General features: G+C 46.2%; 12 protein-coding genes and 1 tRNA gene. All 13 read right to left on the reverse strand.

The window, feature by feature from the left end:
* Nucleotides 1-12 precede the first annotated feature (12 nt).
* Nucleotides 13-1,506, reverse strand: a complete 1,494-nt coding sequence (locus BMW79_RS31255) for a SusD/RagB family nutrient-binding outer membrane lipoprotein (RefSeq protein ID WP_089902887.1) — start codon at nucleotides 1,504-1,506, stop codon at nucleotides 13-15.
* A 20-nt stretch (nucleotides 1,507-1,526) separates the two neighbouring features.
* The gene (locus BMW79_RS31260; RefSeq protein ID WP_177192408.1) at nucleotides 1,527-4,748 is read right to left on the reverse strand and encodes a SusC/RagA family TonB-linked outer membrane protein; all 3,222 of its coding nucleotides are present in this window, start codon (nucleotides 4,746-4,748) and stop codon (nucleotides 1,527-1,529) included.
* A 456-nt stretch (nucleotides 4,749-5,204) separates the two neighbouring features.
* A tRNA-Gln gene (locus BMW79_RS31265) sits at nucleotides 5,205-5,275 on the reverse strand.
* A 104-nt stretch (nucleotides 5,276-5,379) separates the two neighbouring features.
* Nucleotides 5,380-6,420, reverse strand: coding sequence for a glycosyltransferase family 9 protein (locus BMW79_RS31270; RefSeq protein WP_218150487.1), 1,041 nt, complete (start codon nucleotides 6,418-6,420; stop codon nucleotides 5,380-5,382).
* Between the two features lie 10 nt (nucleotides 6,421-6,430).
* A complete protein-coding gene (locus BMW79_RS31275) occupies nucleotides 6,431-7,036 on the reverse strand; it encodes a DUF4254 domain-containing protein (RefSeq protein ID WP_089902898.1) in 606 nt (201 codons plus the stop codon).
* A 693-nt stretch (nucleotides 7,037-7,729) separates the two neighbouring features.
* Nucleotides 7,730-9,163 (reverse strand): APC family permease, encoded by a 1,434-nt coding sequence (locus tag BMW79_RS31280; RefSeq protein WP_089902902.1) that lies wholly within the window; start codon nucleotides 9,161-9,163, stop codon nucleotides 7,730-7,732.
* Nucleotides 9,164-9,240: 77 nt separating this feature from the next.
* Nucleotides 9,241-9,852, reverse strand: a complete 612-nt coding sequence (locus BMW79_RS31285) for an OmpH family outer membrane protein (RefSeq protein WP_089902907.1) — start codon at nucleotides 9,850-9,852, stop codon at nucleotides 9,241-9,243.
* 114 nt (nucleotides 9,853-9,966) lie between these two features.
* Nucleotides 9,967-10,995 carry a glycerophosphodiester phosphodiesterase gene (locus BMW79_RS31290; protein WP_089902909.1) on the reverse strand — a complete coding sequence of 343 codons (1,029 nt, stop codon included), beginning with the start codon at nucleotides 10,993-10,995 and terminating at the stop codon, nucleotides 9,967-9,969.
* 102 nt (nucleotides 10,996-11,097) lie between these two features.
* Nucleotides 11,098-11,790: a DUF4397 domain-containing protein gene (locus BMW79_RS31295; RefSeq protein ID WP_089902913.1), complete on the reverse strand. Its 693-nt coding sequence runs from the start codon at nucleotides 11,788-11,790 to the stop codon at nucleotides 11,098-11,100.
* A gap of 137 nt (nucleotides 11,791-11,927) precedes the next feature.
* Entirely contained in the window at nucleotides 11,928-16,226 is a 4,299-nt protein-coding gene (gene rpoC, locus BMW79_RS31300; protein WP_089902917.1) for a DNA-directed RNA polymerase subunit beta', read from the reverse strand.
* Between the two features lie 121 nt (nucleotides 16,227-16,347).
* A complete protein-coding gene (gene rpoB / locus BMW79_RS31305) occupies nucleotides 16,348-20,157 on the reverse strand; it encodes a DNA-directed RNA polymerase subunit beta (protein ID WP_089902920.1) in 3,810 nt (1,269 codons plus the stop codon).
* 217 nt (nucleotides 20,158-20,374) lie between these two features.
* On the reverse strand, nucleotides 20,375-20,743 hold the full coding sequence (gene rplL, locus BMW79_RS31310; RefSeq protein WP_089902923.1) for a 50S ribosomal protein L7/L12: 369 nt from the start codon (nucleotides 20,741-20,743) through the stop codon (nucleotides 20,375-20,377).
* Nucleotides 20,744-20,839: 96 nt separating this feature from the next.
* Nucleotides 20,840-21,367, reverse strand: coding sequence for a 50S ribosomal protein L10 (gene rplJ, locus BMW79_RS31315; RefSeq protein WP_089902926.1), 528 nt, complete (start codon nucleotides 21,365-21,367; stop codon nucleotides 20,840-20,842).
* Nucleotides 21,368-21,419 lie beyond the last annotated feature (52 nt).

A 21,419-nucleotide genomic window follows, 5' to 3' on the forward strand; every position in this document is an offset into this window, starting at 1 on the left:
TTGGCTGATAGTTTATTTATCCCACCATAAAGCGGGTGTCTGATAGCCCGATCCTGCCGGGGTATTTTTGTTCAATGCCTGTTCATTCTGCGGATAAGGAATCCTTCTGGGTATCTGCCCGTTCGGATTGGCCACACTGGTAGCATTTTTAGCCAATGGCAATGCCGGATAACCGGTGCGCCGGTAATCCGCCCAGGCTTCCGGTTGCAGGAACAAGGCAATATATTTCTGGGTGATAATCGTGCTCAGATCACTGGTAGCCACACCGCTGAGTGTAGTCTTTGCCGTTATATATGCCAGTTGCTTTTCCGGTGTGGCATACGGATCTGCATTATTACTGACCACCCGCTGAAACGAAGCACGGATGGCAGCCTCGAACGATGTTTTCACCAAAGGATCTGCCGGATTTATTCTCCATCTCGCTTCAGCTTCCAGGAACTTTGCTTCCGCAAAACTGCTGATCACCACCGGGGAAGTGGCCGTACCATAATAGGAGCCTATCACAGAAAATGCGCCCGGCACACCAGGCGCGCTGCCCCGGTAGGTATTACTGCCCACCGGCGAAGGCGTGGCAAAATAAGCCCGGCGCGGATCTACCAATAATCCTTCCGGTTTGGTAGGAACATCTGTTACCTCGTTTCCGTTCAACAGGTTCACAAAAGAAGCACCCAATCCTATCCATCCCGGTCTGTTGGTATTCTGCTGGTAGAAAGGATTCGCATTGGTAGCAGAAGAACCAAATACCACCAGGGCATCTGCGGAATTATCTGCTATTCCCCGGTAGCGCGTGCCGTCGTATAGCGCCGCCAATACCTGTTGTGCTGCTTCGGTACCTTTTATTTTTGTGAGATGGATAGCATACCTGGCCTTCAACGTATAGGCGAGCGATTTCCAGCGTTCCGTGTTACCGCCATAGATCACATCATCTGTGGCAGGCAATGCGCCCTGGTTACTGTTCGCCGGTAGTGACAGCTCTATAAGGGCAGAGTCCAGCTGCTCCTGCAATGATTTATAGATATCTTCCTGCTTGTCGTAGGCCGGATTGGTAATGTTGTTGCCATACAGCGATTCCCTGTAAGGAATATCTCCGAACAGATCTGTTAAAGTGCCATACGTGTATACGCTCAGCACGCGCGCAATACCACTGTAATAGGGCAATTTCTTTTGGGCGGCGGCTGTTTTCACGATTTTCAGCTCATCCAGTACATCTCCGTAAAACCCTCTCCAGGTCTGATCAAAATACTGGATAGAGGAAGCATAGTTATCAAAGGAAGCCGCATCGCCATTGGCACCGGATGCCTGCTGGATATAGATATTGGCAATCAACCCGGCATTCACGCCCAGGTTGAATCCAAGTGCTACCTCTGCGCCGGTTAACACGGCACTGACGGAGACCTCCGTAGAGGCGTTGGGGTTAACGTTGGTGTCCTGCAGCGAGCAGGATGCCGGAATAACCAGCATAAAGGCAACGAATAAACGAACGATATTGTGGGAATATATTTTCATCTGGCTGATTGGTTAATGGATTAAAAAGAAACATTCAATGCCACGCCATAACTTTTTGTACTGGGCGTTGTCCAGAAATCTATACCGGCGGCATTCGACAATCCGTTGCGACTGCCCAGATCCGGATCACTGCCGGAGTAATTGGTAGACAACAGGAAGTTTCTGGCGGTCAGCGTTACACTTGCTGCTGCAATATGGGCGGGCTTCAATAACTGCTGAGGCAGTGCATAGGTAAAGTTGACATCCTTCAATTTCAACCAGTAAAGATCATGCTCTACATAAAGGCCCTGTATATTGAATGTATTCCGGTACCAGGCCTGTGACAATACGGCTTCAATGTTATTAGGCTCTCCTTTGGACGCCGTAACGCCATCAAAAACAGTTTTAGTACCCCTTGTTACCGTCGACGCATCTACGCCGTTAAATACCATCTGCAAACGCGGCGCATTGAAGAGATCAAATCCAAAACGGCCATCCAGTAAAAACGAAAAAGTAAAGGGGCCGTATCTGAGTTCATTTCTCAAACCAACATTGAAATCAGGATTGGGATCTCCTATTTTTGTAAACGTGGTATTCACTAACGGATAGCCGTAACTCGCACTGGCGGGGTTGTCATCTATAACAGGTTTACCCGCCGCATTGCGTTTTACATCGGTGCCATAAAACACGCCATAGGGCTGCCCTGCCTGCCCACGGGCCTCCATCCAGATACCACCCAGACTCACACTACTGATATTGTCAGTGATATAGTTGACCCGGCTGATATTTTTATTAAACAAGGCGGTGGCCGTCCAGGAAAAACTACGATGACTGACAATGCGCTGTTGCAAACTGGCTTCAATACCCTTGTTAACAATATTGCCGGCATTAGTCAGCGTATAGGCGGCGCCGGTAGAATAAGGCAGCGTTACCGGGATGATCTGGTCCTTGCTGCTGTTGTAATAGTAAACCGCTTCCAGTTGCGTTTTATCCCGGAAGAAATGCAGATCCAGACCAGCTTCCCAGGTGCTGATACGTTCCGGTTTCAGGTTCGGATTACCGATAGTAGCGCTGTAGCTAAGTCCCTGTTTACCGTTAAAAGGAAAGTTGATGCCGCTCTGTATCCAGCCACCACTGGTGGTAGGCACGTAATAAGTATCCAGCGAATACGGATCTGCATCATTGCCCACTTGTGCATAGGTAGCGCGGATCTTACCAAAGTTCAGGATGCGGTTATTCCAGTGAAGGGCATCCGTAAAGATGAAACTGGTGCTGGCAGACGGATAGAAGAAAGCATTCTTCCCTTTTGCCAGCGTGGAAGTCCACTCGTTTCTACCGGTCAGTTCTAAGTATAGCCATTTCCGGTAGTCAAGTTTTATATCTGCATAACCGGCCACCAGCTTTTTGCGGATTGTCTGGTTAAAGGTTTGTGTGGAAGATGCGTTGGAGATATTAAAGTTGCCAGGGATGGTTAAACCATCGCCACGGGTGTTGACCTGGTTTTTCCAGGAATTATAGTAGTTGTATCCCGCTACCACGGTAAGGTTCAGGTCGGAACTGAGTTTATGGTCTGCTACCAGTAACACATCCAGGTTGTTATCTCTTCTCGCATAATTCACATCATTGATGGTACCCGTTGCTACGCCAGAGGTACCCCGACTAAAAGCGCCTTTCCGGATATCGGTATAGGAATCAATACCATAGCGTACGGTGGCCTTTAACCAGGAGGTAATATCCAAGTCTGCTTCTGCAAAAGTGATAAAGCGGTTCAGTTCATCGGTTTGCGGATTCATATTGAGGGACCAGTATGGATTATCCCATCCGATACCGTTGGCATAAGAACGACTATCCCCCCAGGGCTTGTTCGTGGTGGGTGGCAGTTTATAAGACTCCGGATGTTCCCACGGTTTCGTATAGCCATTAGTGATATCAAAGTTGGCCGGTGAATTAATCAGGGCTCTTACTACGTTGGTATTAAAGCCGCCCATCAGCGCCCGGTTTCCCGCGCCATCCTTGATGTAATTGACGCCACCGGATACTTTCAGCCGTTCGTTCACTTTAAAATCGCCGTTAAAGCGGAAGGTGTGCCGGAAGAAATCTGTAGTCGGAATAATACCGGTCTGCTTCAGATTTCCATAAGAGAAATAATAACCAGCATTACCGGTATTGCCATAAAAACTGATATTCTGATCATTCGTATAGCCGTTTACAAAAAACTGCCCGATATTATCATACCTGTTCACCGGAATACCATTGGAGGCCGGATCACTTTTCCCTACAATAGTGCCGTTCTTATCAAAATTGCTTTGAATAGCGCTATAGGTCAGTGTATCCAGCAGCGCGCCCCAGTTTTCATCGGAGCCTGTAGTGCCAGGCTTTACATATTGTCCGCCGATACCATTTGAAAAAGTGGTTTGCCGGGGTTGCACGCGGCGGTTTATTTTGTCTACCGTAAACGAGCCGCTATAGCTTACACCAAAAGATTTATCCGTGAGTGAACTCCCTCTTTTGGTATTGATCACCACCGCGCCGTTGGAAGCGCGGATACCATACAATGCAGCGGCTGCCGGGCCTTTCAGCACCGTGATACTGGCAATATCTGCACTGTTGATATCGATAGCCCTGTTAGAAGGCGTGGCCAGCGACACACTGTTTGAAATCGGGAGAATATCCTGGATAGAATTATCTACCGGTACCCCATCCAGGATAAATAAGGGGGCATTATTTCCCAGCAGGGAGCTGTTTCCCCTAATTTTAATGGTAGATGATCCACCGGGAGAACCACCGGAATTATTGATCTGTACGCCGGCGACCTTGCCGCTGAGCGCGGCCACAATGTTGGGTTCGCGGCTGTCTTTCAGCGCAGCGGCTTTTACTTCACCCACGCTGTAGCCGAGCGAGCGGGTAGAACTACGTATACCCACTGCCGTTACTACCACTTCAGAAAGTGCCTGCTGCTGTTCCAGCTTCACTACTTTATTCAGATCATTCTTTGTAATAAATATTTCCTGCGACTGGTAGCCGATGAAAGTAACAATGATGGTTTGTGGTAATTGCGTAAGACTCAACTGGTAAGTTCCGGTAGCATCAGCCAGGGTACCGGCTTTTCCGCCTTTCAGGCGTACGGATGCGCCGGGCAATGCTTCCTGTGTTTTACTATCTACTACTTTTCCTTTTAATAACACAGGGGCCTGTGAATAAGTACTGCCGGCAAAGGAAAATAAAGCAGCATATAATACAGTACTTCGTAAAAAATTAAACATACAAAGGGGATTAGAAATTGGTGAGATAAGACAATAAACGGCCATGATGATCGCTTTACGCGTCATGCAATTAACCGGATGTATTCATCTGTAGATTCCTGGAAATGCCTAACAGCAACAACAACAGCTTTCGGCTGTAGTGAGGCATGCACGCGATGTTCTGTGATGTCTATTGTTGTACAATAGCTGATTCATGGTTGAAAAATTTATCGAATGGTTACGCGGGTCACCTCTGTGAGGCAACTTCAATAAAGAAAATTATCTGGTTTGCTTTGTATGGTGGGGAGACAAAGACTTTGGTTGTTGTAAACTTTATTAGTCTACTATAATTGTAGACAAATATACAAAGGCTTTTGTAAAACACAAGTAGGGGAAGAAAAAAAATATCTGCTTCATGGATTGTTAACATAGGGAGCAAAAAAAAACGCTTCACATATGTGAAGCGTTTTGTAGTAGTTGCCCAACCAGGATTCGAACCTAGACAAACAGAACCAAAATCTGTCGTACTACCATTATACTATTGGGCAATACCCTTGTTGTTTGGGATGGCAAAAGTATAACTTTTTTTATTTCTGCAAAAAAAACTTGCCAGATTTTTAAAATATCCTTTGAAATCCTTTACAGCAAAGACTTATAAAACTATCTCATTCACTTTTTCCGCTATCTGTGCTGGTTTTATCCACTCCATGCAGGCGTGATCCCCTCTGAAACAGGGTTTATTGCCAAATACAGAACAGGGCCGGCATCCCAGATCCAATATCTGCACTGCATTTTCCGGCCGTTGTGCATACCCCATAAAACCGGCAAACGGATGAGTGGCGCCCCAGACAGATACCACCGGTACGCCAAACAGCGAGGCCAGGTGCATGTTAGCGGAATCCATGCTGATCATCACGTCCAGCTGGCTGATGACGGCCATTTCCTCCTGCAGGCTGAAACGCCCGGCTACTACTATCACCTCTGGATATTGCGCCGCCAGCTGTGTCAGCAGCGTAACTTCCTGTTGTCCTCCTCCCATCAGAAATAACTGTAATCCGTGTTCCTGGGCCAGCATACCTGCAACAGCACTCATTTTTTCCAGCGGATACATTTTCTCCCGGTAAGTGGCAAAAGGAGCCAGTCCTACCCATTTCCTGTTTCCTTTGGCACCAGTGACTGCCAATACGGATTCAGGCAGCGAACGGGGCTGAAAAACGGGTTTGCGGCCCATTTCACAACGTAATCCCAGTTGCCTGAAAACAATGGCATATCGCTCAATGGTGCTTGTTAATGGCTGTAATACCTTATTTTCTTTCCGGGTAAGTGCTTTTTTTTCTGCCCGCCCTTTATCAATAGCAGCCACAGGCGTGCCACTAAGTCGGAAAAAAGAACGTATAATTTTGGATCTCAGCACGTTATGAAGGTCTGCTACCGCAGCGATGTGGTGTGCCTGCTTTACTTCCCGGAAGAGACGGTATAATCCCTTCACTCCTTTGTGAATTCCTTTCACATCTGCCGGGAAAAAGGTCAACCGGGGAATATCCGCACACAAAGCGCCCCAATTCCTGTTGGTCACAAAAACAATCTCCACCTCAGGGTTTTCGTCCAGCACCTGCTTCATAACGGGAACCGTCATGGCAACATCTCCCATAGCCGACAAACGGGTAACCAGTATTGTTTTTACAGTGCCCAAGATTGCTGGTTTATTTTTCAGTTTTGTATAAAACAGGATTCAGGGAAGGATCGTTATACATTTTCATCTGCTTGTATACCTTCATGAATTTTTTACCCGCCGCAATATCTGCCAGCAAGGTTTCTATCGCTGTTCCCAGGTCCTCCCGCTGTTCCAGCAGAATGTCCAGCTTGCGCTGACAGGCAGCCCGGTGCTCCGGCGTCGCATCTGCACGGGTAGCTTCCTCCTGCATATGATATATTTTCAGCGCGAGAATAGACAAACGGTCTATAGCCCAGGCCGGACTTTCGGTATTAATTGCTGCATCCGCAGCAGGTACTGTTTTGCTGTATTGCCCCAGGAAATAGCTGTCTATGTATTCTACCACATCGGTACGTTCCTGGTTGGAACGGTCGATCCAGCGTTTGATGCCCAGTGCTTCCACCGGGTCTATCTTCGGATCACGGATAATATCCTCAAGATGCCACTGTACGGTGTCGATCCAGTTTTTCAGGAATAGCAGGTGTTCAATGCTGCTTTTTTCATAGGGATTGGAAATGGCCTGATGCACATCATTGTGCTCGTGGTAGGCCGCGATACTCTGGTTAAATATCTTATTGCACACTTGTGTAAACATGGCGCAAATATACCAGCTTTTAGCAATTAGCAACCCCTTTTTAGCGGAATTATCCCGCCCTACACGCACCTTCTACACCGGAGATAGTCAGGCTCAAACAAAAAAAGAAGCGCATGGTAGAGACCATACGCTTATTGTAAAAGATTGTCATGTGAATGTTCGAGAATGCAAATCGTGAAGGCTTTTAATGGTTATCTTGGGGTTGAGATGCCGTCAAGGTTATACCACCTTATTTTCCTTTTTACCCTAAAAATGATGTTGTCACACACCATATTGTTGGCAATAAATATTTTTATATAGTTTTTGTTTTTTTGAATATTAATTGAATGCAGTAAAGTTTAAACTCTAATGGCTATACGTTTTATTGAGGGTGTCGATAAATAATTTCTGTAATTGTTAACAACAATACCAGGTCACAAATTACAGGGCCAAATCACAGACGTAAAATTTTCATAAATTGGAGCAGCCTCTCGCCACTTCGGTTTATGGGATTTCCTTCGCTAATGTTGACAATGTTTCCTTTGTTTAAATATTCTCAAATAGTCCGGGTTTTCTAAATTATCAGGGTTTATGCAGACATCACTCGTTCCGTGTGTCTTAGTGCAAATTAAAAGGGGCCACTGCATGATACACTGCAGTGGCCCCTTTTTTTTATACAACGTTAGTGGTAATTATACCTTTTTTTTGTCCAAATTAGTTCCGGCTGCCCTTTGGCTGTCCCAACATCGCCAGATAATACAATGGAATACCCAATAAAATGATACCCAATCCAGGTAAGGTATAGTTGCTCTCAAACACCAGCAACAGCGCTGCCAGCGACAATGCCACAATAATATACACCATTGGCAGTACCGGGTATCCGAAAGCTTTATAAGGTCTTTCTATCTCCGGACGCTTCTTTCTTAAAAGAAAAATACCCAGGATGGTCAGCACATAAAATATCAGTACCCCGAAAATTACCAGCGCCAGCAAATCATTGTACCTGCCTGTCAAACAAAGCATAGAAGCCCATACACACTGAATCCACAACCCTTTTGCCGGTACGCTGTGCTTGTTCAGTTCACCCGCTCCCTTAAAAAACAATTTATCTTGTGCCATGGTATAATAGATCCTCGCACCTGATAAGATCAACCCGTTATTACAACCAAAGGTGGAGATCATGATCATTACAGCAATAATAATAGCGCCGTTGGATCCAAAAATTTTCGCAGCCGCCGCCACGCCTACCCGGTCATTTGCGGCAAAAGCAATTTCATTCAATGGCAACACCGCCAGGTACATCAGGTTACAGCTCACATAAATGACAGTAACGATCAGCGTTCCCAGGAAAAGTGAACGCCCGATATTTTTTGCCGGATTTTTTATCTCGCCCGCAATAAAGGTCACATTATTCCAGGCATCGCTGGAAAACAACGATCCCTTCATCGCCACGGCAATAGCGCCAAATAAAGCAAGCCCCGATAATGCCGCTGTAATCACTTCTCCATTTTGTGAGGTTACTGCCGCTGCATCCCAGGCATGTTGCCAGTTCGCATGCCAGATCTCCTGTTTGGCACCGAGCAGGAATCCGAAAATAATCAGTCCAAATAAAGACAACAGCTTCGCCAGCGTAAATACCGTTTGTATCAGCTTTCCATGCTGCACACCACGTGTATTGATAAAGGTGAGGAGGAAGATGGATACAATGGCCACTATCTGTGCTGCGGAAATCTGCACAATACCGGCATCCAACAAAATATTCTTTTCACTGAAACCCGGAATAAGATAGGCGGTAAATTTGGCAAAAGCCACCGCCACCGCCGCAATGGTACCGGTTTGAATAACGCCGAACTGTGTCCAGCCAAATAAGAAGGCAATAAAAGGATTGTAGGCTTCGCGGAGATATACATACTGTCCGCCTGCTTTGGGATACATCCCGGATAATTCACCATAACTCATAGCCGCAATCAAGGTAACGATACCTGCCAGTACCCACATGGCGGTGATCCAGCCTGCCCCGCCCACACTACGGGCAATTTCGGCGGTAACAATAAAAATGCCGGAGCCTATCATCGAACCGGCAACGATCATGGTAGCGTCCAATAAACCCAGGGATGGCTTGAACGAATTAGTTTGGTTGATTTCCATATGGTTGTTTATAAAAAATCCCGGCTCATAAGGAACCGGGACTATAAGGTAGAAAAATTTTCATTGGTTTTATCCGCTTATTTAGCAGTGGCCGCACCATGATCATTCATCCCTTTGATAACATCCGGAGTTACATCGTAAGCCGGATCTTTATACAGGATGTTGCTGGCTGTGCTGCGATAAGAGAATATATATGCGAAACGTTTGTCGGAATTAAACGACTTCAGGAAATCATCCAGACGCTTCTGTAATTCTTCATTAAACTTGGTTTCCTGTTCTGTGTAGGTAGCACGAAGATTCTGTGCTTCCTGCTCCAGTTGCTGTTGCTTGGTCATCAGGCTACGCTGTGCAGATTCGCCCTGTTCCTGGGTCAGCGTAGATGCTCTGCGCTGCAGGTCTTCATATTCACTCTGCAATGCACGGGCTTTACCTTTCAGCTGATTATCCATCTGCTGTTGTTTCTGCTCCAGTAATGCTCTTTTTTCCTTGAAATACTCAAAATGCGCTTCCAGTGAATCCAGGTCTACGTAAGCAATTTTGAAACTACCTGCAGCAGGAGTACCGCCGCCTGCTGCGGGTGATGCAGCTGGTGCACTGTTACCAGCTTTATTTCCCTGGCAAGACATCAATAATCCGGCTGCGAATGCCGCTAATAATCCTTTAGTCACTAATTGTTTACAAGTGCGCATGTTAATAGGTGGATTTGCTTCTTTTAGTACATTTTAAAAATGGAACGGCTAAAATAACGTTTTTAACGGATTTTCATATTCCCATCCATTTTTTTAGCTAGGTTTTAACTAATATTATGGTTTTACTTTACTTAACAGGATCTCCGGCTCATTTGTCGTAATATAATCAATACCGCTTTTTAACAACTCATCCATCACTTCCGGTTTATCGATCGTCCAGGCATTCGTAGTTACCTTGTGCTGCTGGGCAGTAGCAATAAGTTGCGGATCTTTCTTAAATACCTGTTGATTGTAATCCAATCCCCAGATACCATCTGCCTTCAACTGCTCCGGCGTTTTATCCCCGTTCAGATAGGCAATTTTGGCGGCAGGATCCAGCTCTTTTATTTTCTTGCAGATATTGTAGTCAAAGCTGATGTAATACATCCAGGCCTGTGCCTTCTTTGCCTGTACCAACGCTACTGCCTTCGTAGCCAGTAATTCGCCTTTCCCTTTGGCCGATGGCTTCAACTCCAGTACCAGCCGGGTCTGGTGCTGCCCCTGAATCACATCAATAAACTCCTCCAGTGTAGGCACCCGGTCGCCGTTATTCAAAGGCACTGTTTGCAACTCCGCCAATGTAGATTCTTCAACCTTTTTCCCACCAATCTCCGGATCATGTGATATCACCAGCCCGTCGTCAGAAGATAACCATACATCAAACTCCGACCCCTCGCAACCCAGCTTTATCGCATCTTTCAGCGAGGTAATACTGTTCTGACTGCCCTCATGATGTTTCCACGCCCCCCGGTGAGCTACTACTTTATTACGGATGAAATCATCCGCTACCAGCAAAAACGCGGCTGTATCTGCACCGGCTTTGATACTTACCGGATAGGTAAACGTTCCGCTTTTATCTACACTCGCCTTCTTCTTCAGTCTTAATTCATTTCCACTGATGGTAAATAAGCCGGATTTATCTTCTATCAGCGTTGCGGCCGACAGGTTGCCTGCCCGGTCGTAGATCCTGCCAATCACGGCATTCTTCTTCTTCAATGGAATCGTATAGGCGTCCAGGTAAGGAGCACCGGCCTGTTGCGCCTGTGCCGTGGCTGCCCCAATGGCCATACCGGCCAGCAGAAATATCTTCTTGCAATTATTCATGTTACCAGGGTTTGTTATTACAAAATAGCGTGCAATTTATTTATTTCCACCCCCCGGACAGAGAAATATGGCGTTAAATTAATATAAAGCTTTGGGTATGCTTTAATTATGCTGCACCATCAACACGTTGAACTTGTTAGGGTCCAGCGGATAACCATTGCTGATCAACGTATAGGTTTTTCCTGTTTGAGCAGCCAGGTTAAAGGTTTTAAGCACCTTCGAAGAATCCCCCCAGCGGAAATTTATTTTATAAGTACTATCACCGGCAATAGGGGCAAATCCCGTTTGCGCAGGGAATGTAAGTCCCCTGAAAAAACGGGGGAATGTGTCAGATACCACATCGATCCCCAATGGGGTGCGGTTGGGCTTAAATGCCTGTGTGAAATTGATAACCCGGAACTTTGCCAGCCCCTCTCCCGGATTACTCAGATCATCTTCGGTAGTGATCAGCACCATGTTGGCCATAGCACTATCGGCGCCGAGGTAAGCGGAATAATAACGGTTATTACGCAAAAAGATCTCCGCGTTGTAGAGCACTACATTGGGCTGACCTGATGGTGTGATAATAAGATTGTATTTCTGTGCACGATAAGATTTATATCCTGTGTTGGTTCCGTAACCTACGTTGCTGGCAAATTGGTTGGTATCCAGTCTCACATCGAATTGCAGGTTGCCGGGTATGGCATTTACAAACAGGAAACTACCGTGGGTATCCGGTACCGCACTATCACTGTTCTTTTTACAGGCGCCCAGCATCACCAACAATATGATAACAGGAATGATCAGATGTTTCATGAAATCCGCTTCTTTTTACGGACCCAAATGTAGTGAAATTAAAAATTGGGCGTACAGAAATCCCCCTTCGGGAGATGGGGAAAAAAAAGCGCCTGCCGGAGAGGCAAGCGCTTTCTATATATATCATTGGTATGATACTATTCTTCTTCGTCAAACTGGAACACTTCTTTAGAAGAGGCCAGGATGTCGTATTCTTCTTTAGAACCTACGATCATGTTTTCGAACTCACGTAAACCAGTACCGGCAGGGATCAGGTGACCTGTGATCACATTCTCTTTCAGACCCATCATATCATCGGTTTTACCGTTGATAGCAGCCTGTGACAATACTTTCGTGGTTTCCTGGAACGAAGCAGCAGAGATCCAGCTACGGGTACCAAGGGACGCCTTGGTAATACCTTGCAGGAGCGGGCTGGAAGTAGCCGGTTGTGCATCACGGAATTCTACCAGTTTTTTATCTGCACGACGCAACAGGGAGTTTTCTTCACGAACCTGACGCAGTGTTACAATCTGACCTGCTTTCAGGTTAGCAGATTCACCTGCTTCAGTTACTACCTTCTTATCGAAGATCATATCGTTTTCTTCGAAGAAATCAAATCTGTCTTCAGTATCACCTTCGAGGAAGCGGGTATCGCCCGGATCTTCGATGTTTACTTTACGCATCATCTGACGAACAATCACCTCAATGTGCTTGTCATTGATCTTCACACCCTGTAAACGGTATACTTCCTGGATTTCATTTACCAGGTATTCCTGTACGGCAAACGGTCCTTTGATAGACAGGATATCCGCAGGAGTAGTAGAACCATCGGAGAGAGAAGTACCAGCCTTCACGAAGTCACCGTCCTGTACAAGGATATGACGTGTTAATGGCACCAGGTATTTCTTGATCTGACCTTCACGGCTTTCGATGATAATTTCGCGGTTACCACGTTTGATGTTACCAAATGCTACCACACCGTCAATTTCAGAAACGATGGCAGGGTTGCTTGGGTTACGGGCTTCAAACAGTTCCGTTACACGTGGCAGACCACCCGTGATATCTCGCAGTTTACCGATAATACGAGGGATTTTCACGATTACCTGACCAGCTCTCACTTTATCTCCTTCGGAGATAACGATGTGGGAACCTACCGGTAAGTTGTAAGATTTCACCTCTTTATTACCATCTACCATGATAGACGGGATCTTATTTTTATCTTTTGTTTCAATTACCACTTTCTCACGGTGACCTGTTTGCTCATCCGCTTCTTCACGGAAGGTGATACCTTCTATGATGCTGTCGAAACGAATGCTACCAGGAATTTCAGACACGATAACGGCGTTGAACGGATCCCATGTGCAGATCATATCACCTTTCGCTACTTTCTGTCCGTCCTTCACCAGGAGGGTAGAACCGTAAGGAATGTTGTTGGTTACCAGCAGACGGTCGTTTTTCACGTCCATGATACGTAACTCACCGGTACGACCGATAACGATCTGTACTTTTTCACCGGTGTTGTTCTCGTAGGTAGTGGTACGCAGACCATCGAACTGTACAGTACCATCAAACTTAGCTGGCATACCGGATTCAACGGAAGTAGAACCGGCCACACCACCCACGTGGAAGGTACGCAGTGTCAACTGGGTACCAGGCTCACCGATCGACTGTGCAGCAATGATACCTACAGCATCACCTCTCTGTGCAGTGTAACCGCTCGCCAGGTTTTTACCGTAACATCTCACACACACACCACGACGGCTTTCGCAAGTCAGTACGGAGCGAATTTCTACGGTTTCAATTGCACTTTCTTCAATTCTGTGTGCAATTTCTTCAGTGATTTCAGCACCAGCGCCAACGATCAGGTCCTCGTCATTATGAGGGTCAAATACATCGTGCAGGGAAGTACGGCCGAGGATACGGTCATACAGTGTTTCGATCACTTCTTCATTATCTTTCAATGCGGAAGTAGCAATACCACGGAGAGTACCACAGTCTTCTTCATTGATTACCACATCCTGCGCAACGTCTACCAGACGACGGGTCAGGTAACCCGCATCCGCCGTTTTCAACGCCGTATCCGCAAGACCCTTACGGGCACCGTGCGTAGAGATGAAGTATTCCAATACGTTCAAACCATCTTTAAAGTTGGACAATACCGGGTTTTCGATGATCTCGGAACCGGTAGATCCACTCTTACGCGGCTTGGCCATCAGACCTCTGATACCAGCCAGCTGTTTGATCTGCTGCTTGGAACCACGCGCACCGGAATCCAACATCATGTATACAGAGTTGAAACCTTGCTTGTCTGTTGCCAGCTCACGGATCAGGGTTTCTGTCACCTTCGTATCCACACGTGACCAGATATCGATGATCTGGTTGTAGCGTTCGTTGTTGGTGATCAGACCCATGTTATAGTTATCCCAAACCTCTTCTACTTCACCGGCTGCACCGTCAATCATATCCTGCTTAACGTCTGGGATGATCAGGTCATTGATGTTAAATGACAGACCACCACGGAACGCCATGCGGAATCCTAATTGCTTGATGTCATCCAGGAACTTCGCAGTCTTTGGAATGTCAGTTGCTTTGATGATATCACCGATGATTTCACGCAGTGACTTCTTGGTCAGCAGGGCATTTACATAACCGGCAGCTTTAGGTACGTGCTGGTTGAACAGTACGCGGCCTACAGTTGTTTCGATCAGTTTTCTTTCCAGGCTACCATCTGCATTTCTTACGTCCGCTTTAACACGGATGTGTGCGTGCAGGTCGATACGGTCTTCATTCAGTGCGATGATTACTTCTTCAGCAGAGTAGAACGCTTTACCTTCTCCTCTTACTACCACATCACCCATTGTTTTCTTACCCTTGGTAATGTAGTACAGACCAAGAACCATGTCCTGTGAAGGCAGGGTGATTGGCGTACCATTCTGCGGGTTGAGGATGTTGTGGGAAGACAGCATCAGCAGTTGGGCTTCCAGGATAGCAGCATTGCTCAAAGGCACGTGTACCGCCATCTGGTCACCATCGAAATCCGCGTTGAACGCAGAACACACGAGCGGGTGCAACTGTATCGCTTTGCCTTCCACCAGTTTTGGCTGGAAAGCCTGTATGGACAAACGGTGGAGGGTCGGAGCACGGTTTAACATAACCGGGTGACCTTTCAGTACGTTTTCCAGGATATCCCAAACCACCGCTTCTTTACGATCTACCAGCTTTTTAGCTGATTTCACGGTTTTCACGATGCCTCTTTCAATCAGTTTACGGATAATAAACGGTTTGAATAATTCAGCCGCCATATCCTTAGGCAAACCACACTCGTGCAGTTTCAGTTCAGGTCCTACCACGATAACAGAACGTCCGGAATAATCCACACGTTTACCGAGCAAGTTCTGACGGAAACGACCTTGTTTACCTTTCAGTACGTCTGACAGTGATTTCAGTGCACGACCACCTTCCGCTTTTACCGCGTTGGATTTACGGGAGTTGTCGAACAGGGAATCCACTGCTTCCTGCAGCATACGCTTTTCGTTACGTAAGATCACCTCAGGTGCCTTAATTTCGATCAGACGTTTCAGACGGTTGTTACGGATAATTACCCTGCGATACAGGTCGTTCAGGTCGGAAGACGCAAAACGGCCACCATCCAATGGAACTAACGGACGCAGTTCAGGAGGTACCACAGGAATATATTGCATTACCATCCATTCAGGACGGTTTTCTACACGGCCATTGGCTTCACGGAAAGCTTCCACTACGCTCAGACGTTTCAGCGCTTCCGCTTTACGTTGCTGGGAAGTTTCAGTAGCTGCCTGGTTACGTAACTGGTAAGAAAGGCTGTCCAGATCAATACGGGCCAGCATCATTTCTACCGCTTCCGCACCCATTTTAGCAATAAACTTGTTAGGATCTTCATCCGGTAACAGTTGATTGTCTTTTGGTAAGGTGTCCAGGATATCCAGGTATTCTTCTTCAGTGAGCAGATCACCGTAGTTCATACCTTTCTCCTGTTTCATACCCGCCTGGATTACTACGTATCTTTCATAGTAAACGATGGTTTCCAGTTTCTTGGAACTCATTCCAAGCAGGTAACCGATCTTGTTTGGCAGGGATTTGAAATACCATATATGTACAACAGGCACTACCAGACGGATGTGACCCATTCTTTCACGACGTACTTTCTTCTCCGTTACCTCAACACCGCAGCGATCACACACAATACCCTTATAACGGATACGTTTGTATTTTCCGCAATAGCATTCGTAATCCTTTACAGGCCCGAATATTCTTTCGCAGAATAAACCATCACGTTCCGGCTTGTAAGTACGGTAGTTGATGGTTTCAGGTTTCAGCACTTCACCGTATGAACGCTCCAGGATAACATCCGGAGAAGCCAGACTGATGGTAATGCTGTTAAAATTTGATTTAGGACGATTTTCTTTTTTGATAGCCATCTGTAATTAGCTTTTAGCTGTTAGCCGTTGGTGGTAAGCCAGCGACAAAAATTTTATTCCTGCGAAATATCCAAGCTATCAGCCACTGGCATTACTGCCAATGGCTGGTAGCTAAAAGCTCTTAGTCAAATTTCAGATCCAGACCCAGACCACGCAATTCATGGATCAATACATTGAAGGATTCAGGTACACCCGCTTTAGGGATGTTGTCTCCTTTAACGATTGATTCATATGCCTTCGCACGACCCACGATATCATCAGATTTAATTGTAAGCAGTTCCTGCAGGATGTTGGATGCACCATATGCTTCCAGTGCCCATACCTCCATCTCACCAAAACGCTGACCACCAAACTGAGCTTTACCACCCAGCGGCTGTTGGGTAATGAGACTGTACGGTCCGATAGAACGGGCGTGCATCTTATCATCCACCATGTGGCTCAGTTTAAGCATATAGATAACACCCACGGTTGCTTTCTGGTGGAAGCGGTCGCCCGTTTCACCATCGTGCAGGTAAGCGTGACCAAAGCTTGGTAAACCAGCTTCGTTGATATATCCGGCAATCTCTTCTGTAGTAGCACCATCAAAGATCGGTGTCGCAAAACGTACACCCAGTTTCAGACCAGCCCAACCTAATACGGTTTCGTAGATCTGTCCAAGGTTCATACGGGAAGGTACCCCGAGTGGGTTCAGTACGATATCCAGTGGTGTACCATCTTCCAGGAACGGCATGTCTTCATCACGCACGATCTTGGCAACGATACCCTTGTTACCGTGACGTCCCGCCATTTTATCACCCACTTTCAACTTACGCTTGCTGGCTAGGTAAACCTTTGCCAGTTTCAGTACACCCGCTGGCAGCTCATCACCAATAGAGATGTTGAACTTCTCACGTTTGTAACGACCCAGCTCTTCGTTGAACTTGATGTTATAGTTATGCAGCAGGGTATTGATCTGATCGTTCACCACTTCGTCTGTTGTCCAGCCCAGCGGATTCACGTTCATGAAATCAATATTTACCAGGTTCTTCGGAGAGAACTTGGAACCTTTGGAGATCAGTACTTCACCGTAAGTGTTGGTAATACCCTGAGAGGTTTTATCCTTCAGTAATACCAGCAACTTGCTCATCAGTACTTCCAGCAGATCTTCCGCATTCTTCTGGTGAATTTTCTCCAGTTTCTCGATAGCTGCTTTCTCGCGGGTTTTGGAATTTTTATCTTTCTTGGCGCGACTGAACAGTTTCTTGTCAATCACCACACCTTCTGTGGATGGAGGCGCTTTCAGAGAAGCATCTTTCGCATCAGAAGCCTTGTCACCGAAGATTGCTCTTAACAGCTTTTCTTCAGGAGAAGGATCAGACTCACCACGCGGAGTGATTTTACCGATCAGGATATCGCCTTCTTTAATGTGTGCACCAACACGGATGATACCGTTCTGGTCGAGGTCTTTGGTAGCCTCTTCACTTACGTTAGGAATATCCGGGGTCAGTTCTTCTTCACCCAGTTTGGTATCACGAACTTCCAGTTCATATTCATCAATGTGGATGGAGGTAAAGAGATCCTCACGTGCAACACGTTCAGAAATTACGATCGCATCCTCAAAGTTGTAGCCTTTCCATGGCATGAACGCTACCTTCAGGTTGCGTCCCAGCGCCAGTTCACCACCGCGGGTAGCGTAACCTTCTGTTAAGAAGTCGCCATCTTTCACGCGCTGACCTTTCTTCACGCAAGGTCTGAGGTTGATACAGGTGCTCTGGTTGGTTTTTACGAATTTGGTCAGTGTGTAAACGATCAGATCGTCTTCAAAGCTCACCAGTTTCTGCATTTCATCACGCTCGTAACGAACATGGATTTCATTTGCATCCACAAATTCGATCACACCATTACCATCTGCGGTGATCTGCAGACGGGAGTCACGTGCTGCCTTGCCTTCCAGACCAGTACCCACGATAGGCACTTCCGGATTTAGCAGTGGCACAGCCTGACGTTGCATGTTTGATCCCATCAACGCACGGTTGGCATCATCATGTTCCAGGAACGGAATCAATGATGCACTCAGACCTACGATCTGGTTCGGCGCTACGTCCATGAATTCCACTTCTTCTCTGTCGAGGATAGGGAAGTCACCGGTTTCGCGGGATTTTACTTTATCATTTACAAAGTGACCTTTGTCATCCAGTGGGGCGTTCGCCTGTGCAATCTTCACAGAATCTTCTTCCTCAGCGCTCAGGAATTCCACTTTATGCATGTCTACTTTACCGCTGTTTACTTTACGGTAAGGCGTTTCGATGAAGCCCATCTCATTCACCTTTGCGTGTACGCAGAGGGTAGAGATCAGACCGATGTTCGGACCTTCCGGTGTTTCGATCGTACACAGACGGCCATAGTGGCTGTAGTGAACGTCACGCACCTCAAAGCCTGCTCTTTCACGACTCAAACCACCGGGTCCGAGAGCGGAAATACGGCGTTTGTGGGTGATTTCAGACAGCGGGTTCGTTTGATCCAGGAACTGTGATAACTGGGAAGTACCGAAGAAGGAGTTGATTACGGAAGACAGGGTCCTCGCATTGATCAGATCTACCGGCGTAAATACTTCATTATCACGTACGTTCATTCTTTCACGGATGGTACGGGCCATACGTGCCAGACCAACACCAAACTGAGCATATAACTGCTCGCCTACAGTACGTACACGACGGTTAGACAAGTGATCGATATCATCGATCTCTGCTTTACCATTCGTCAGCTGTACCAGGTACTTGATGATGGAGATGATGTCGTCCTTCGTCAGCACTTTCATGTCTAACGGAGTAGGAAGACCTAATTTTCTGTTGATCTTGTAACGACCCACGTCACCTAAATCGTAACGTTTGTCGGAGAAGAACAATTTATCAATGATGCCCCTTGCTGTTTCATCATCCGGCGCATCAGCTCCGCGTAACTGGCGGTAGATGTGCTGAACGGCTTCCAGCTCAGAGTTAGATGTATCCTTATTTAATGTATTGTAGATGATGGAGAAATCACCACTCACCTCTTCCTTCTGCACAAATACGCTTTTCAGGCCCATGTCTACGATGGTCTCGATATTCGCTTCATCCAGAATGCTATCACGCTCCAGCATAATTTCATTACGCTCGATGCTCACCACTTCACCGGTATCTTCATCCACAAAGTCTTCCACCCAGCTTCTTAAAACACGGGCAGCCAGCTTTTTGCCGGCATATTTATCAAGACTTTTTTTGTCTGCTTTTACTTCATCTGCCATGCCAAACAGCTGCAGGATATCCTTATCTGTTTCATAACCGATGGCACGTAACAGGGTGGTAACCGGGAATTTCTTCTTGCGGTCGATGTAAGCGTACATCACGTTGTTGATGTCTGTTGCAAACTCCATCCATGCGCCCTTGAACGGAATCACCCTTGCAGAGTAGATTTTGGTACCGTTCGGATGTACAGATTGACCAAAGAAAACACCAGGTGAACGATGCAGCTGGGATACAACTACACGCTCAGCACCATTAATAACGAAAGTACCTCTTGGAGTCATGTAAGGAATGTTACCTAAGAACACATCCTGAACAATCGTCTGGAAATCCACATGCTCCTCATCATTACAGCTGAGGCGGAGTTTCGCTTTCAACGGTACGGAATAAGTAAGCCCACGCTCAATACACTCCTCGATAGTATAACGCGGAGGATCCACGAAATAATCCAGGAATTCCAGATTAAAGATATTTCTGGTATCCGTAATCGGGAAGTTCTCTTTAAATACTTTAAAAAGGCCTTCGTTGTTTCGCTTATCTGGTGTGGTTTCTAATTGGAAGAAATCCTTGAAAGATTGGATTTGGATAGCCAACAGATCCGGTGTCTCAGTAACTTGTTTGATCTTTCCAAAATTTACTCTTTCGTTTGTTTGGGCTTTTTTTAGAGACATATTCGAAGTTAGCAGTTATATGACTTGTAAGAATTAGGGAAATTAAGATTTCTTTGCCAATACCATCCTAATTTAATTTATGCCTTCTGCACGTGGTCAAAGTCACCTCAGTGATTCCCCGTTTTGACTCTCTGAAAAAGACACTTTCCCAAAGGGAATAAGGCCAAAAGTGCAAAAGCACTTTTGACCTTTAAAAGATGTATACTTAAGCAAAGAATTACTGAATTTCAACATCAGCACCAGCTTCAGTCAGCTTAGCTTTCAGGTCTTCAGCCTCAGCTTTGCTTACGCCTTCTTTCAGTGCTTTAGGCGCGCCGTCTACCAGCTCTTTCGCTTCTTTCAGACCTAAGCCGGTCAGATCTTTAACGATCTTAACAACGTTCAGTTTGCTAGCTCCAGCAGCTTTCAGGATAACGTTGAAGGCAGTTTTTTCTTCAACTGCAGCAGCTTCGCTAGGACCTGCCATAACTACAGCAGCAGCAGCTGGTTCGATACCATACTCAGATTTCAGTACATCTGCGAGTTCCTGTACTTCCTTAACAGTTAAACCTACTAATTGTTCAGCTAATGCTTTTACGTCTGCCATTTTATAATGTTTTAATGTAATGTTTGTAATGTGGTTGTTAATTATATTGTGACTTGGAAGCCAATTTTGAATGCGGATAGCCAAAGGCCAGCCACACTATTCTGCTGCAGGTGCTTCCACCCCAGCTTCTTCTTTCTTGCCTTTCTCCAGCAAAGCAGCGATAACGCGTTTTGCAGGGGATTGCAACAGACCGATAACTTCGCCGATGAGCTCGTTCTTGGTCTTGATGTTGGTCAGCGCTTTCAGCTGGTTGTCACCTACGAATACTTCGTCAGCAACAAATGCAGCTTTCAGTACTGGTTTTTCCAGTTTACCGTTAGCTTTACGGAAAGCAGAGATGATCAAAGCCGGCTCTTTTGGGCTGTCAGAGAACATCAGGGCAGTTACACCATGCAGACTGTCATAAACACCTGCATATTTTTCGCTATCCAGAGATTCTAAAGCCTTGCGGATCAGGGTGTTCTTAGCCACCTTCATTTCCACTTGCTTATCGAAACACACTTTCCTCAGGTCGTTTACCTGCGCTACCGTTAATGATTCGGTATTAGTGATGTAAAAGTTGCTATATTGAGAGAACTTACTTTTCAGCAGTTCAATCGCTTCTTGTTTTTGATCTTTATTCATATTTAAACGTTTGTAGCAAGCCACGTCCTTACAGACAACGGCTACAACTCGT

Source organism: Chitinophaga arvensicola, from assembly GCF_900110835.1.
GTDB classification, from domain to species: Bacteria; Bacteroidota; Bacteroidia; order Chitinophagales; family Chitinophagaceae; genus Chitinophaga; species Chitinophaga arvensicola.

Excerpts from the sequence above, each read along its gene's own strand:
- BMW79_RS31255 (WP_089902887.1), bottom strand. The coding sequence starts at position 1,506 with ATGAAAATATATTCCCACAATATCGTTCGTTTATTCGTTGCCTTTATG.
- BMW79_RS31260 (WP_177192408.1), bottom strand. The coding sequence starts at position 4,748 with ATGTTTAATTTTTTACGAAGTACTGTATTATATGCTGCTTTATTTTCC.
- BMW79_RS31275 (WP_089902898.1), bottom strand. The coding sequence starts at position 7,036 with ATGTTTACACAAGTGTGCAATAAGATATTTAACCAGAGTATCGCGGCC.
- BMW79_RS31280 (WP_089902902.1), bottom strand. The coding sequence starts at position 9,163 with ATGGAAATCAACCAAACTAATTCGTTCAAGCCATCCCTGGGTTTATTG.
- BMW79_RS31285 (WP_089902907.1), bottom strand. The coding sequence starts at position 9,852 with ATGCGCACTTGTAAACAATTAGTGACTAAAGGATTATTAGCGGCATTC.
- BMW79_RS31290 (WP_089902909.1), bottom strand. The coding sequence starts at position 10,995 with ATGAATAATTGCAAGAAGATATTTCTGCTGGCCGGTATGGCCATTGGG.
- BMW79_RS31295 (WP_089902913.1), bottom strand. The coding sequence starts at position 11,790 with ATGAAACATCTGATCATTCCTGTTATCATATTGTTGGTGATGCTGGGC.
- rpoC (WP_089902917.1), bottom strand. The coding sequence starts at position 16,226 with ATGGCTATCAAAAAAGAAAATCGTCCTAAATCAAATTTTAACAGCATT.
- rpoB (WP_089902920.1), bottom strand. The coding sequence starts at position 20,157 with ATGTCTCTAAAAAAAGCCCAAACAAACGAAAGAGTAAATTTTGGAAAG.
- rplL (WP_089902923.1), bottom strand. The coding sequence starts at position 20,743 with ATGGCAGACGTAAAAGCATTAGCTGAACAATTAGTAGGTTTAACTGTT.
- rplJ (WP_089902926.1), bottom strand. The coding sequence starts at position 21,367 with ATGAATAAAGATCAAAAACAAGAAGCGATTGAACTGCTGAAAAGTAAG.